This is a genomic window from Ruegeria sp. BJ3, assembly GCF_056535665.1.
The window spans coordinates 1,948,255-1,961,838 of the sequence record NZ_JBQFIT010000001.1; the positions used below are offsets into that span (position 1 = coordinate 1,948,255).

The 13,584-nt window shown below is 60.8% G+C and carries 12 protein-coding genes; 4 read left to right on the forward strand and 8 right to left on the reverse strand.

The window, feature by feature from the left end:
- The first annotated feature begins 145 nt into the window (after nt 1-145).
- Entirely contained in the window at nt 146-2,176 is a 2,031-nt protein-coding gene (locus tag ACR3EL_RS09770) for a hypothetical protein (RefSeq protein WP_480721401.1), read from the forward strand.
- A 60-nt stretch (nt 2,177-2,236) separates the two neighbouring features.
- Here ACR3EL_RS09770 and hppD read toward each other — a convergent pair whose 3' ends face one another.
- A complete protein-coding gene (hppD, locus tag ACR3EL_RS09775) occupies nt 2,237-3,334 on the reverse strand; it encodes a 4-hydroxyphenylpyruvate dioxygenase (protein ID WP_170339086.1) in 1,098 nt (365 codons plus the stop codon).
- A gap of 145 nt (nt 3,335-3,479) precedes the next feature.
- Between hppD and ACR3EL_RS09780 the strand changes: the two genes are divergently transcribed.
- Both ACR3EL_RS09780 and ACR3EL_RS09785 read left to right on the forward strand, forming a co-directional pair.
- Nucleotides 3,480-3,935 (forward strand): Lrp/AsnC family transcriptional regulator, encoded by a 456-nt coding sequence (locus ACR3EL_RS09780; RefSeq protein WP_480721403.1) that lies wholly within the window; start codon nt 3,480-3,482, stop codon nt 3,933-3,935.
- Between the two features lie 19 nt (nt 3,936-3,954).
- Entirely contained in the window at nt 3,955-5,832 is a 1,878-nt protein-coding gene (locus ACR3EL_RS09785; protein WP_170339088.1) for a monovalent cation:proton antiporter-2 (CPA2) family protein, read from the forward strand.
- A 27-nt stretch (nt 5,833-5,859) separates the two neighbouring features.
- On the opposite strand, the gene cobT is transcribed toward ACR3EL_RS09785, so the two are convergent.
- A complete protein-coding gene (gene cobT / locus ACR3EL_RS09790) occupies nt 5,860-6,873 on the reverse strand; it encodes a nicotinate-nucleotide--dimethylbenzimidazole phosphoribosyltransferase (RefSeq protein WP_480721405.1) in 1,014 nt (337 codons plus the stop codon).
- Nucleotides 6,874-6,952: 79 nt separating this feature from the next.
- On the opposite strand from cobT, the gene cobS reads away from it, so the two are divergent.
- Complete coding sequence (gene cobS, locus ACR3EL_RS09795) at nt 6,953-7,717, forward strand: adenosylcobinamide-GDP ribazoletransferase (protein WP_480721407.1); 765 nt, start codon at nt 6,953-6,955, stop codon at nt 7,715-7,717.
- Here cobS and ACR3EL_RS09800 read toward each other — a convergent pair.
- From ACR3EL_RS09800 to ACR3EL_RS09825, 6 genes are all read right to left on the reverse strand, one after another.
- Nucleotides 7,714-8,475 carry an ion channel gene (locus tag ACR3EL_RS09800; protein WP_170339094.1) on the reverse strand — a complete coding sequence of 254 codons (762 nt, stop codon included), beginning with the start codon at nt 8,473-8,475 and terminating at the stop codon, nt 7,714-7,716. The two genes, cobS and ACR3EL_RS09800, sit on opposite strands and share 4 nt — an antisense overlap.
- Nucleotides 8,476-8,601: 126 nt before the next feature.
- Complete coding sequence (locus tag ACR3EL_RS09805; RefSeq protein ID WP_093961789.1) at nt 8,602-9,111, reverse strand: CarD family transcriptional regulator; 510 nt, start codon at nt 9,109-9,111, stop codon at nt 8,602-8,604.
- Between the two features lie 282 nt (nt 9,112-9,393).
- A complete protein-coding gene (gene fdxA / locus ACR3EL_RS09810) occupies nt 9,394-9,732 on the reverse strand; it encodes a ferredoxin FdxA (protein ID WP_093961788.1) in 339 nt (112 codons plus the stop codon).
- Nucleotides 9,733-9,798: 66 nt separating this feature from the next.
- Nucleotides 9,799-10,170: an RNA-binding S4 domain-containing protein gene (locus ACR3EL_RS09815; RefSeq protein WP_170339096.1), complete on the reverse strand. Its 372-nt coding sequence runs from the start codon at nt 10,168-10,170 to the stop codon at nt 9,799-9,801.
- Nucleotides 10,171-10,176: 6 nt separating this feature from the next.
- Complete coding sequence (locus tag ACR3EL_RS09820) at nt 10,177-12,978, reverse strand: helicase-related protein (protein ID WP_480721411.1); 2,802 nt, start codon at nt 12,976-12,978, stop codon at nt 10,177-10,179.
- A 20-nt stretch (nt 12,979-12,998) separates the two neighbouring features.
- On the reverse strand, nt 12,999-13,568 hold the full coding sequence (locus ACR3EL_RS09825; RefSeq protein WP_254428893.1) for a tetratricopeptide repeat protein: 570 nt from the start codon (nt 13,566-13,568) through the stop codon (nt 12,999-13,001).
- Nucleotides 13,569-13,584: the final 16 nt, after the last annotated feature.

A 13,584-nucleotide genomic window follows, 5' to 3' on the forward strand; every position in this document is an offset into this window, starting at 1 on the left:
TGAGATCAAAGATGGGTTGGCAAGCCTTCGCCGGACAAGGGGAGATTTTGCCTTTTCCTTTCCCTCGGCGGGTTCCTGCTTTAATCTCGGTGCGCGGACGCAAGGGCGTTTGCTTTGGTTCAGACAATTACGGCACCCTTGAATAATGAAACCCGCTTTTGCGCTGTCTCTTTCTGATAACGGGATCACTCTGCTGCACCATTCGGATGACGAATGGTTTGGCATCGGCACCGTATCACTGGACGCGCCGGATTTTTCCGAACAGCTGAACGAGCTTCGCGGTCGAGGTTTCGCGCTGGCCAATGACCTGAGCTGTACGGTCGTGATTCCTTCGGACCACGTGCGCTACCTCACGGTCACCAGCACAGACGACTCCGACGTGACGCAAGTGGTCGAGGCGGAATTGGCTCAGGCCACGGGCTGCGAGATTGCCGAGTTGATGTACGACCTCCGTGTGGATGGGTCGGATCTTCTGGTCGCTGCCGTGGCGAAAGAGACGATAGACGAGGCGCGAGCCTTTGCCAGTCGCTACGGGTTCGTGCCTGGTCGGTTCGCTGCAACACTGGCCCCCGATGCGCCTTGGACAGGTACCGGAGAGTTCGAGTTTGCCGAGCGCGCGATATCCGTCACACCGCCGCCCGAGCCACCGGACGAGGAGATAGCTGCTGTCGCGCCGGCCGAGGACGCAGAACCCGTGCCTCAGGCTTCGCAGGCATCGGAACCCGCTCCGCCCCCCTCGCCCCAGGCACATCCGATTGCTGAACCGGCTCGGCCGGACGTATTCGTTTCGCCGATAGAAGCGACTGAAACCGCCTCACAGACAGCTGCGGCATCAAGCTCCGGCATACCGGTTCGCTACATTGGTGCCGCTGCGGCGGGCGCCGTCGTGCTGGCCGTTGTCGCATTGATCTGGTCGGGGTCAGACGAAACCGGCAGCCCGGTGGCGACTGCGCCGATCGTCGAAACGGCACCTGCGCCAGTTTCTATCGCCGCCCCGCCGCTGACCGAGACCGACGCTGAAGGACTTGCAGAAGTCGCTCCTGAGCCCGAGGGCACGCCCGACCCCGAGGCATTGGCCGACGAAGACCTGACGTTTGAAGCCAGCACACCCCTGGTCGAGCCGGAGACACCCACACCCCCCGAATTGACGCCGACGGATCAGGCAATTCTGGAAGCATTGAATGTTGCGCCCTCGCCCGTTGAGCAGGTCGAACGCGATCCGGAAAGTGTCGAGGATTTCGAAGAAGCCTCTGGCCTGGCGATCACCGCGCCCGATCCGCTGCCGCTGCCAGATCCCGAGGTGCCCGAGGACGTATACCTGTCGTCCGTTGATCACGCGGCGCTGTCGCAGGATGCTGTGGCGCTTCCTGCCGAAGAGAGCTTTGATACCGACGAGCCGGTGGCTACGGTTGGTCTGCCCAATGCCGCGGGCAGCCGTTTCGAGCTGGATGACCGCGGCCTTGTCACTCCGACACCTGAGGGGACATTGAACCCCGACGGCATCCTTGTGTTCCTCGGCCGCCCGTCGTCGGTTCCCCCCCAGGTGCCGGTCAGGTTCGAAACCGACCCAACCGCCACAGACGACGACACACGGCTGGCCGGCCTTCGCCCACGCCTGCGCCCGGAAACGCTGGTAGAGAACTTTGAGCGTGGGCAGTTGGGCGGCCGGACGGTGGACGAGCTGGCGGTCATTCGCCCGAAATCCAGGCCGGCGTCTATCCAAGAACGCGCGGCGGTGGACCGCACGCCCACCGCATTGGCCGTGGTGCGCGTCCCTCGCCCCCGCGTTCGTCCGTCGACCGTGGCCGCTCTGGCGGCCCGAAAAGCAACAACCGGCTCGGCCACTCTGGGGTCGACAGCGGCAGTAGCAAAGGCGGATGACGATGAAGCGGGATCGTTCAAACCCACAACCGTCGCCCCCAAGATACCCAGCCGGGCCTCGGTGGCGCGCCAGGCCACGATTGACAATGCATTGAACCTGCGGCGTCTGAACCTGATCGGCGTTTACGGTACTCCCGCCAATCGGCGTGCCTTGGTCCGACTACCGAGCGGTCGTTACAAGAAGCTGAAGGTAGGAGATCGGATTGACGGCGGCAAAGTCGTCGCGATCGGCGACAGCGAGCTTCGTTATCAGAAAGGCGGCCGCAACGTCACGTTGAAGATGCCGCGCGGATAAAATTCGCCGCGTTTCGGAAAATGGAACCCGGCAGGCCGGGCTCCAAATTCTGGGTCTTCATCAGGCGGCAGAAATCTCTCCGGATTCAATTTGCTCACGCTCGATCGACTCGAACAGAGCCTTGAAATTGCCCTCGCCAAAGCCGTCATCACCCTTGCGCTGGATGAACTCGAAGAAAATCGGACCTATCACGGTTTTCGAGAAGATCTGCAGCAGGATCTTGGTCTCGCCGCCGTCCACCACGCCTTCACCGTCGATCAGGATGCCGTGCTTTTTCATGCGGTCCACCGGCTCGTCATGGCCCTTCACACGGTCGAAGGACATATCATAATAGGCATCGTTGGGACCGGGCATGAACTTCAGACCGCGTTCGGCGATTGCATCGGTCGAGTCATAGATGTTCTCGCTGCCGACGGCGATGTGCTGGATGCCTTCGCCTTTGTACTTCTTCAGGTAGGATACGATTTGACCGGTCTCACCTCGGTCTTCGTTGATCGGAATCCGGATACGGCCGCAGGGCGAAGTCAATGCACGGCTGAGCAAGCCGGTATATTTGCCCTGGATGTCAAAGAAGCGGATTTCGCGGAAGTTGAACAGATCGCCGTAGAACTTGAACCACTTGTCCATGTTGCCCTTGAAGACATTGTGTGTCAGGTGATCGAGGTAGTAGAAGCCGACGCCGCGCGGCTTGGACTGCTTCAGCCACTCGAATTCCTGATTGTAGGGCGAGGTTTCGTAATACTGGTCGATGAAATAGATCAGCGACCCGCCGATGCCCTTGATCGCGGGCACGTTCATGGTCTTGTCGGCCGCATCATAGGGTTCGGCCCCCTTCGACACCGCATGGTCATAGGCCTTTTGCGCATCCACGACACGCCAGCCCATCGACGGGGCACAGGGCCCGTGTTCTTCCACGAATTTCGCGGCAAAGCTGTCGGGGTCCGCGTTCAGGATGTAGGTCACATCGCCCTGCTGCCACAGCTCGATCAGCGGTTTGCTCTTGTGATGAGCGACCTTTTCGAAACCCATCTTGGCGAACAGGTCGCGCAGTTCCTGCGGTTCGGGATGCGCGAATTCGACAAATTCAAACCCATCGGTGCCGGCGGGGTTCTCGGCGCTGATCACGGATTTCGGGGCGTTGTGCGGGAAAGGGCCCATGGCTTGTCCTCTTGAAACAGGAAATTCTTTGCTGATTCAAGAATACGCCTTTTTCAGCGCTGTTTTTGCGCATTCTTTTCATGTAAACTACACAAGTCTGCGAAATTTCCGCACCAGAACCCGAAAAACGTGAGAATCTCCGCACATGCTGGACGCAACCGATACTCGCCTTCTGGCCGCGCTGCAAAAAGACGCGCACCTGACCGCGTATCAGTTGGGCGAGATGCTGAACCTGTCACCCAGTCAGGCCGGGCGCCGCCGTCAGCGGCTGGAGGCCGAGGGCTATATCACCGGCTACGCGGCGCGGCTTGACCCGCGCAAACTTGGGCTGCAGGTTCAGGGATTCGTTCAGGTTCACCTCGGCACCCACGGCCCCGAACAATCATCCAGTTTTGCGCGCATGGTGGAAACCCGCCCGGAAATCACCAGCGCCTGGACGATGACTGGCGAGGCAGACTATCTGCTCCATGTCTATTGCGAGGATCTTTCCGCGCTCAACACCTTGCTTCACGAGGTGATACTGCCCCATCCTGCGGTGGCACGGGTGCAAAGCCAGATCGTGATGGACCAGCTGAAACGCGACGCTCCGCTGCCGACCTGACGGCAAGGAAAGGAAGAAGATGAACGAGTTCCTGTACCAGGCTTCGATCTATCTGGCAGCCGCCGTGATCGCCGTCCCCCTGTCGGCGCGACTTGGGCTAGGGTCTGTCCTCGGATATCTTGCCGCCGGCATCGCCATCGGTCCGATCCTTGGGCTCGTGGGCGCGGAAACCAAAGACTTGCAGCATGTCGCGGAATTTGGCGTCGTCATGATGCTGTTCCTGATCGGGCTCGAGCTGGAACCCCGCGCACTTTGGGATATGCGGCACCGGTTGTTGGGGCTTGGTGGACTGCAGATCTCGCTCTCTACGGTCGTGATTGCAGCAGTTACCTTCTACACGGGTCAACCATGGTCAGTTGCCTTGGCCGTGGGGCTGACACTGTCCCTGTCATCAACCGCCATCGTGCTGCAGACGCTGTCGGAAAAGGGCTTGATGCGCACAAACGGCGGGCGATCCACGTTCTCGGTCCTTCTGACTCAGGATATCGCCGTGATTCCGATCCTGGCGTTTCTGCCACTGCTGGCCATGCCGGCCAGCATCTTCATCGAGGATGACGGATCAATCACGCGCGGCGGCGACGGGCACGGCGACGCGCACCATACGTTGTCATTGGTCGATGGCCTGCCCGGATGGGCGGTGACGCTGGTGACATTGGGTGCGATCGCATTCGTGATCGTGGTAGGCGTCTACCTGACCCGTCCCTTGTTCCGGTTCATCCACACCACCCGCCTGCGCGAGATGTACACGGCGTTGGCCCTGATGATCGTAGTAGGGATCTCGTTCCTGATGACGCTGGTGGGCCTGTCCCCGGCGTTGGGCGCCTTCCTCGCTGGCGTCGTCCTGGCCAGTTCCGAGTTCCGGCACGAGATGGAAAGCGACCTTGAGCCGTTCAAGGGATTGCTGCTGGGCCTGTTCTTCATCACGGTCGGGGCCGGGATCGACGTCGGGTACTTTTTCAACGACCCGTTCGACCTGATCGGACTGGCCCTGCTGGTGATCCTGGTCAAGGGCCTGATCCTGTATGCCGTTGGTCGTGCATTCAAGTTGCGCGGCCGCGACCATTGGCTGTTCACGCTGGGTTTGGCTCAGGCGGGTGAGTTCGGCTTCGTGCTGCTGGCCTTTTCGACCAAGCAGAATGTCATTCCCCCGGCCCTGTCGCAGAAGCTGTTGATGATCATTGCCCTGACCATGCTGATCACACCGCTTCTGTTCATCATCTATGACTACCTTTCGCGCCACATCCGCGACAACTCACCCGAGGTTGAACCCGAGGAAATAGACGAAAAAGGTCCCGTCATCATTGCGGGAATTGGGCGGTTCGGACAGATCGTCAACCGGCTCGTGCGCGCCAGCGGGTTCAAGACGGTGGTGTTGGACCACAATATCGAAACGATCCAACTGATGCGTCGGTTCGGCGTCAAAGGCTTCTTGGGGGATCCGACGCGTCCCGAATTGCTGCGGGCTGCGGGCCTTGAAAAGGCTTCCGTTTTGGTGGCCGCGATGGACAACCGCAAGGAAGTGACCCGATTGGTCGGCTACGCCCGCCGGCAGCGCCCCGACCTTCACATCGTCGCCCGCGCGCATGACCGGACCCATGTGTACGAGCTGTATCAGGCCGGCGCTGATGACATCGTGCGTGAGCTGTTCGACAGCTCTCTGCGGGCCGGGCGTTATGTGCTGGAGAACATTGGTTTGAGCGAATACGAGGCCGCGCAAGCACAGCAGACCTTCTATCACCACGATCGGCAGGCAATTCGCGAATTGGCTGAACTCTGGGTTCCCGGCATGCCGACGGCCGAGAACAAAAAGTACATCGAACGCGCGCGCGAGTTGGAGAAGGACCTCGAGACCGCCCTGCTGGAACTGGCCGAAAAGAACGAAAAGAAGTCAGCCTGACCCGGGGATATCCCGGGTCAGCCGAGCTCAACCGTCCGACACACCGGCTTCGGCAAAGGTGGCCATACCCGAATGGCAAGCGACGGCGCTTTTCAGGATATTGATGGCCAGCGCGGCCCCCGACCCTTCGCCCAGCCGCAGCCCGAGGCTCAGCAAGGGCGCTTTGTCCAGCTTGGTCAGCATTGCCGCGTGCGCACCTTCCGCACTCTGGTGGCCAGCAACGGCATGGTCCAGCGCTCCCGGCGCCAGACGATCGAGGCAAGCCGCAGCCGAGGTGCAGATGAACCCATCCAGAATGACCGGGATGCGCAGAATTCGGGCGGCTGCAATGGCCCCTGCCATGGCCGCGATCTCGCGCCCTCCCAAACACCGCAGGATCTCAAGCCCGTCGTCAGATGCTCCGTGCAGAGCAACACCTTCGGCAACGACGCGCGTCTTGTTGGCAAGGCCCGCATCGTCCACACCGGTTCCACGCCCGGTCCAATCAGCGGCTTCTCCGCCGAATAACGCGCAGGCGATGGCCGCTGCAGGGGTGGTGTTGCCAATACCCATTTCGCCAACGACAAGAAGGTCTGCGGTGGGGTCAACGGCGTTCCAGCCGGTCTGCAGAGCGGTCAGAAGCTCGTCCTCGGACATTGCCGGGGCCTTTGTGAAGTCGGCCGTCGGCCGATCCAGGTCCAGCGCGTGTACCGTCATCTTGGCCCCAGCCGCTTTGGCCAATTGGTTGATGGCCGCGCCTCCGTGCTCGAAATTCATGACCATCTGAACCGTAACCTCGGGCGGAAAGGCCGAGACCCCCTGCGCCGTCACGCCGTGATTGCCGGCAAATACAATCACCTGAGGCGCCTCGATCCGCGGCCGGGCATCCCCACGCCAAGCGGCATACCAGATCGACAGATCCTCGAGCCGGCCCAACGCACCCGGCGGCTTGGTCAGCTGTCCGTTGCGGTCGGCAGCCCCTTGCCTTGCAGCCTCATCCGGCCCCGGAGCCTTGCGCAGGGCGTCGCGGAAGGTATTCAGATCATTGAGTTCAGGCAGCATTCAAAGCCTCGTTGCATCGGAGTGGTCCTGCGTGTTTAACCGAAGCAGGCAAAGCAACAACCCCTCGAAAGGCGCGCAAGTGCACAAAAACGACACTCGAACCTTTTCGCCATGGGACGTGCCGCTGGTTCTGGTTCTTTTGACGCGGCTGCCATTGCCCGTGCTGCCCAAATCGCTCTTCGAGCGACAGTCCAAAGCCGCTTGGGCCTATCCTGCGGCCGGGCTGGTTGTTGGCGGCTTGGGCTGTGCCGTAGGCCGGTCTGCGATGGCCGTGGGCCTTTCCGGGACAGTCAGCGCAGTCCTTGCTGTCGCCGTTCTGATCGCAGCGACCGGCGCCATGCACGAGGACGGGCTGGCCGACACCGCGGACGGGCTGTGGGGCGGATATACACCCGAACGCAGACTCGAGATCATGAAGGACAGCCATATCGGCACCTACGGAGTGTTGGCCTTGTTGGTCATTCAACTGCTCAGGATCTCGTCGGTCGCAACACTACTGGCGGCAGGAAGTCCGGCCGGAATACTGGCGGCGACTGTGTTTTCCCGTGCCCTAATGCCACCATTGATGGCGGGCCTACCGAACGCCCGCGGCAGCGGGCTGAGCCATAGCGTCGGCGCTCCTCCGCCTTTGTCGGTTGCAGCCGGTTTTGGGCTGGCTTTCGTTTTCTCTCTGGCTCTTCTGGGCTGGACCGCCCTTCTGCCCGTCGCCTGTGCGGTAACTGCAACCGTGGGTCTGGCAATCATAGCCAAAACCAAGATTGGCGGTCAGACCGGTGATATCCTGGGGGCATCGCAACAGCTGTCGGAGGTTGCTTTCCTGCTGGCCGTTTCCGCCCTGCTCTAGCCGACACCGCCGGTTTTGATCCGCAGTGTCTCACCGCAATGTTTGCAGTGTACGGCATCCGGGTCGTGCCGAAACAGGCCGCAGTTGGGACATTTGTGGCGTACTTTCTGTGGCATGAAAATGGCCTGAGCCAGCCGCACGAACAGCGCCACACCAACCACCATTATGAACACGGAAAACAGCTTGCCGCCCGGAGAGTTCAGTGTGATGTCGCCGAAACCCGTCGTGGTCAGTGTCGCCATCGTGAAATACAGCGCATCGATATACGGGTTCTGGCTATCCTGGGGGATATAGAAAACCAGTACGGCGGTGGATGTTGCGAAAATGAACACCAACAGGTTCACGGCCGCGATGACCGCATCCTCGTGGGTTCGGAAAAACTCACTGTCGCGACGCAAATCATGCAACAGGTGATAGGAATGGATCAGTCTCAGCGCGCGCAGAATCCGCAGGAACGCAAGGCTGCCGGTCAGGAAAGGGTCAAGGATCAGCGAGGCGATCACGACCAGATCCGCAAGCGTGTAGATTTTGAACAGCAGCTTCTTGCGGTCTTTCGCAATCCACATCCGAGCCGAGAAATCCAGGAGTATGATCAGCCCCACCGCCCAGCTGACTGCAATCAATCCTGGGCCGTGCGGAATGTTCGCTGTCGCCACGAAAAACACGATCGAGGCAAGGTCGAACAGGATCAGACAGTACCGGAACCAGACCGAAACCGCCCCTCTGCCGATATAGAGTGCCTTGACCGTCTGCTTCATGACTGACCCGTACACGGTTCCAATGACTGGGAAATTAGCTGGAAAGGCGGCGCGAACCAAGCGATCGGGCATGAAAAAGGCCGCTCTGAAACCAGAGCGGCCCTTTGGTGTTGCTTCAAAGCCCGATCAGGCCGCGCGCGAGGTCAGGACTTCGTCCACTTGCTTGGCCGCTGCGATTTCGTCCGAACCGGACACGGCCGCAACTTCGCGCGTCAGACGCTCAAGCGCGGCTTCATAGAGCTGACGCTCGGAATAGCTCTGCTCGCGCTGGTCGTCGGTGCGGTGCAGGTCACGCACCACCTCGGCGATCGAGATCAGGTCACCCGAGTTGATTTTCTGTTCGTATTCCTGCGCTCGACGCGACCACATCGCACGTTTTACCTTGGCTTTGCCCTTCAGCGTCTTCATCGCCTGGCTGATCACATCGGGCGAGCTGAGCGAGCGCAGACCGGATTCAGTGATCTTGTTGGTCGGCACCCGCAGGGTCATCTTGTCTTTCTCGAATGAGATGACGAACAGCTCGAGCGAGTATCCAGCGACTTCCTGTTCTTCAATCGATATAATTTGCCCGACCCCATGTGCAGGGTAGACAACATAGTCGTTCGGACGGAACTCAAGCTTCTTCGACTTTGTCATGCACGTGTTTCCTTGGTTGCAGAGCGGGAAAAAAGCGACAAAAAACCTAACCGGGGTCACCCGCGACCCCTGTCAGGCTGATTACATGTCAAAAACTCAGAACTCCAAAGTGAGCATACTTACGGAGTCGTCCCCATCTCGATCATCATTTGCCATAAGAGTATATCACAAAATTAAGACACCTGAAAGCGGACGAGGTCTTCGGCTCGAAATTTGTGATGGTTTTCAGCACATTAAGGCAAAAACTTACGGCTGTCTTTCGGGCTTTGCGACCCGAATCGCTCAGCCGCCTTCGCCCGGTGCCTCGGAGAAGTATTTCTCCATCTTGCCCTCTTCCCCGTCGCGCTCCTCGGCGCCCGGAAGCGGGTCTTTCTTGGTTACGATAACCGGCCATTGTTCGGCGTATTTGCGGTTGAATTCGACCCACTGCTCCATTCCCGGCTCGGTATCGGGGCGAATGGCATCCGCCGGGCACTCCGGCTCGCACACGCCGCAGTCGATGCATTCATCCGGATGGATGACCAGGGTATTTTCACCTTCATAGAAACAATCCACCGGGCATACCTCGACGCAGTCGGTGTATTTGCAGGCGATACAGTTCTCGGTGACAACGTAGGTCATGGTCCAATTCCCGTCAGAGGTTTGGGCGACTAGCTAATTCAGTCTGCCCCCATCTTCAAGAGAAGATCAGCCCTTGGGGGTGCGAGAAAGATCAAGCGCGCGCCGATCCTTCTTGGTCGGACGACCTTTTCCTTCGAAACCCGGATTTTGTGGCGGATTATCCTTCTCTTCGGTCAAATCCGTGTACAGCGTCCGCGCCTCGGTCGCCGGGCCGCGTCGCGCGCCCAGGATTTCGACCTGAACCACGCGAATAACCCGCCCCTGAGCGAAAGTCAGAACGTCACCGGGCCCGACGGTTTGCGCCGGCTTCTGGGCCCGGTCACCGTTGATGCGCACATGCCCGCCGCTGACCTGTTTGGCGGCCAGGCTGCGGGTCTTGAAAAACCGCGCATGCCACAGCCACTTGTCGATCCGCAGCTTGGCCGGTGCGTCGGCCATCAGCGATCAGTTGCCGTCCTTCAGACCCATCAGCGCAGCGGCAAACGGGTTGTCGGGATCAATCGCCTTTTCCTTTTTGGGCGGCCGGGACGAGAAGGTCTTGGCCCCTTGCGGTTTGCCGCCCTTCTTGCCCTGCGGCTTGCCGCGACCATCCCGAGGCTTCCCGCCCGGTTTGCTCCGACCCTGCCGTTGGTCACCACGTGGCCCCCGGTTGGCCTGACGGCCCCAGGTAAAGGTGTAGAACACCTCGACTTCGGGTTCGTCCGATGCAGGGTCTGCGGCCGTGGCCTCGGCTTCAGCCTCGGTGCTGTCGGTAGCCTCGGTTGGCGCCTCGGCGGCGACGGCCACATCCGACTGCGCCTCTGCTTCGGCGGTCTCGGTCGGAGCTTCGGCGGTTGCTGCCGGTGGTTGCTCGGTCGGCTGAGCCGGCTTGATCTTGGTCCGTTCACCGCGCTCGGCCTTGTATCCCAGCCCCTGCATCAGGTCGGCGAACTGTTCCAGCGTCATGCCGGTGATCGACAACATGTCCGCCTTGGCTTCGAAACCGCCCCGGCTGTCTTCGGCGCGCAGCATGTCGGCCAGACGCTCCAACATGTCGATACGGATCGAACGCTCGCCCGCATTGCGGTAGCCGCACATGGTGTCATAGCCCTCAGGCGCGCCCTTGGCGACGGGCACCGTCACCAAGCCCGGCGGCGGCGCTTCGGGAAACTCCTGAAGTCCATTTGCCAGGGCCCACAACACCAGACGCAGGCGCGTCGGGGCAGGCTTCAGCAGCAGCGGCATGAAGATGGTGAACTGGCCGAACCGGATGCCGTGCTTGCGCAGCGCGCCACGGGCGTCCTGGTCCAGATCCTTGACCTCTTGTGCGACTCCGGCACGCGGCAGGATGCCCAACGCCTCGACCATGCGGAAGGCAAATCCCTTGGCCAGCCCGGTCAGTTCTTCGTCGCGCGACAGGTTCAGCAGGGGCTCGAACAGCGCCGCGATCTTGCGGTCGATGAAGTGTTGCAGGCGGCGCTGCACCTTCTGCACAACTTCCGGCCCTGCGGCCTCGTCCACGAACACTTCGACCATCGGTTTGAGCGGTTCGGCCCCGGCAACCAGCTTGCCGACGGCATATTCGCCCCACATCAGGCCACCCTGATCGGTAAAATCAATTTCGGTATCGGGCGCATTGTAGAAGCGATCAGCACGCAGATGGAATTGCGGCGCGAGTGCTTGCAGTGAGGCCGATTTGAGCGCTTTCGCCTCGGTTCCCTGCGCGCTTTTGTCCGGGATGAACCGGAACCCTTCCAAACGACCGACGAATTCGCCTTCGACGGTCACTTCACCCTTGTCATTCACTTCGGCCAAAAGGGCCTCCTTCTGTTTGAGCCGGCGCAGCAGAACAGATGTACGCCGGTCCACAAATCTTTGCGTCAGACGTTCATGCAAAGCGTCTGACACCCTGTCTTCTACAGCGCGGGTTTCCGCGCGCCAATGGGAATCGTCGCGCACCCAGCCGTTTCGTTGCGCAACATATGTCCACGTGCGAATATATGCCAACCTTTTGGACAGTGCATCAATATCGCCGTCGGTTCTGTCGATCCGGCGGATCTGGCGCGCCAGAAAATCCTCGGGGATCGTGCCGCGTTCGTGCAGATGTCCGAAGATCGATTCGAGCAGGCTGGCATGCTCCGAATGGCTGATGCCCCGAAAATCGGGGATTCGACAGACATCCCACAACAGGCGGATCGACGGACCATCGCTGGCACGGGCCGCAACCTCGGGCACCTGGGCCAGCGACTTCAGCGCGTTCAGGTCGTCGGCGGGCCGGGCTTTGACCAAATGCTCGTTGTCCGGGCTGGCCTCGAGCGAGTCGATCAGCGCATCGACCGAGCCGAACCGCAAGGCGGCATTCCGCCAGTTCAGCTTTTTCATCGGCGTGAACCGGCTGTCCATGATGGCCTGCGCCACGCCTTCGTCCAGCGGCGGTGCTTCACCCGTCACGCCGAAGGTACCATCCGACATGCCGCGCCCGGCGCGGCCGGCGATCTGGGCCAGTTCGTTCGGGGCCAGCGGCCGCATGCGCCGGCCATCGAATTTGGACAGGGACGAAAACGCCACGTGGTTCACATCCAGGTTCAGACCCATACCGATGGCATCGGTGGCGACCAGATAGTCGACCTCGCCATTCTGGTACAGCTCGACCTGCGCATTCCGCGTGCGCGGGCTGAGCGCGCCCATGACCACGGCCGCCCCACCCTTTTGCCGCCGCAGAAGCTCGGCAATGGCATAGACGTTCTCGACCGAGAACCCGACGATCGCGCTGCGCGGCGGCATACGGCTGATCTTCCTGGATCCGGTGTAGACCAGTTGCGACATCCGCTCGCGCCGAGCAAACTGCGCCTGCGGCACCAGCGCCGCGATCGGGCCGCGCATCGTGTCGGCACCCAGAAAAAGTGTCTCGTGCGTCCCACGCATCCGCAGCAGCCGGTCGGTAAAGACATGACCGCGCTCGGGATCGGCGCACAGCTGGATTTCGTCGATGGCTACGAAATCGGTGCCCATCCCCTCGGGCATCGCCTCGACCGTGCAGACCCAGTATTGCGTGCGCGGCGGAACGATGCGTTCCTCGCCCGTTACCAGAGCCACCACTGAGGGGCCGCGGATGGCGACGATCTTGTCATAGACCTCGCGCGCAAGCAGCCGCAGCGGCAGGCCGATGACACCGGTCCGGTGCCCCAGCATGCGTTCGATGGCATAGTGGGTTTTGCCTGTGTTGGTCGGGCCAAGTACGGCCACGATTCGGGATGCCCCGTTCACCTTTGCCCCCTGCCCGGACCTTAGAGCGCCTTGCCCGCGATCTGCGGTTTCAGCCGATTCACGGCATTGGTTACTTCTTCGTGATGGGGATGTATAGCCAGCGCGCGGGAATATGCGTCATAGGCCTGTTCGGGCTGACCCAGCACCTCAAAGATCAGGCCAAGCCCGTAGATAGCTTCGTAATTGTTCGGGTTCAACGCAAGCGCGTGTTCAAGATCGGCGGCCGCCATGCCGAACCGCTCCAGCCCAAAAAACACAGAGGCGCGCACATGCCAACCTTCCGCGAAATCGGGCGCATGGTCCGTCAGTGCCGTCAAATGATCCAACGCGGCTTCGACATTGCCCTCGTCCAGTGCTTCGCGTCCGCGCTCAAGCAGCAGATCAGCCGAGGCAGACCCTGATTGCGACCACAGCGACTGAAGTTGCCGATCCAGACCGGCTGCCTGCTCGGGCGACGCTTCGGCAAGCTGCCGCAGCAGCTCGGCTTCGTCCCGCAAATCGGCCTGTTGCGCAATCCCAGTGGTGGAATACATGACTAGGAGGGCAAATGCCGCAACGGTACCTTTGAGATTGTTGATTGCAATGCTCATAACAATGATCAGTGTA

Bases quoted from the DNA above. Each gene is read 5' to 3' on its own strand.
- ACR3EL_RS09770 (WP_480721401.1), top strand. From the start codon at position 146: ATGAAACCCGCTTTTGCGCTGTCTCTTTCTGATAACGGGATCACTCTG.
- hppD (WP_170339086.1), bottom strand. From the start codon at position 3,334: ATGGGCCCTTTCCCGCACAACGCCCCGAAATCCGTGATCAGCGCCGAG.
- ACR3EL_RS09780 (WP_480721403.1), top strand. From the start codon at position 3,480: ATGCTGGACGCAACCGATACTCGCCTTCTGGCCGCGCTGCAAAAAGAC.
- ACR3EL_RS09785 (WP_170339088.1), top strand. From the start codon at position 3,955: ATGAACGAGTTCCTGTACCAGGCTTCGATCTATCTGGCAGCCGCCGTG.
- cobT (WP_480721405.1), bottom strand. From the start codon at position 6,873: ATGCTGCCTGAACTCAATGATCTGAATACCTTCCGCGACGCCCTGCGC.
- ACR3EL_RS09800 (WP_170339094.1), bottom strand. From the start codon at position 8,475: ATGAAGCAGACGGTCAAGGCACTCTATATCGGCAGAGGGGCGGTTTCG.
- ACR3EL_RS09805 (WP_093961789.1), bottom strand. From the start codon at position 9,111: ATGACAAAGTCGAAGAAGCTTGAGTTCCGTCCGAACGACTATGTTGTC.
- fdxA (WP_093961788.1), bottom strand. From the start codon at position 9,732: ATGACCTACGTTGTCACCGAGAACTGTATCGCCTGCAAATACACCGAC.
- ACR3EL_RS09815 (WP_170339096.1), bottom strand. From the start codon at position 10,170: ATGGCCGACGCACCGGCCAAGCTGCGGATCGACAAGTGGCTGTGGCAT.
- ACR3EL_RS09825 (WP_254428893.1), bottom strand. From the start codon at position 13,568: ATGAGCATTGCAATCAACAATCTCAAAGGTACCGTTGCGGCATTTGCC.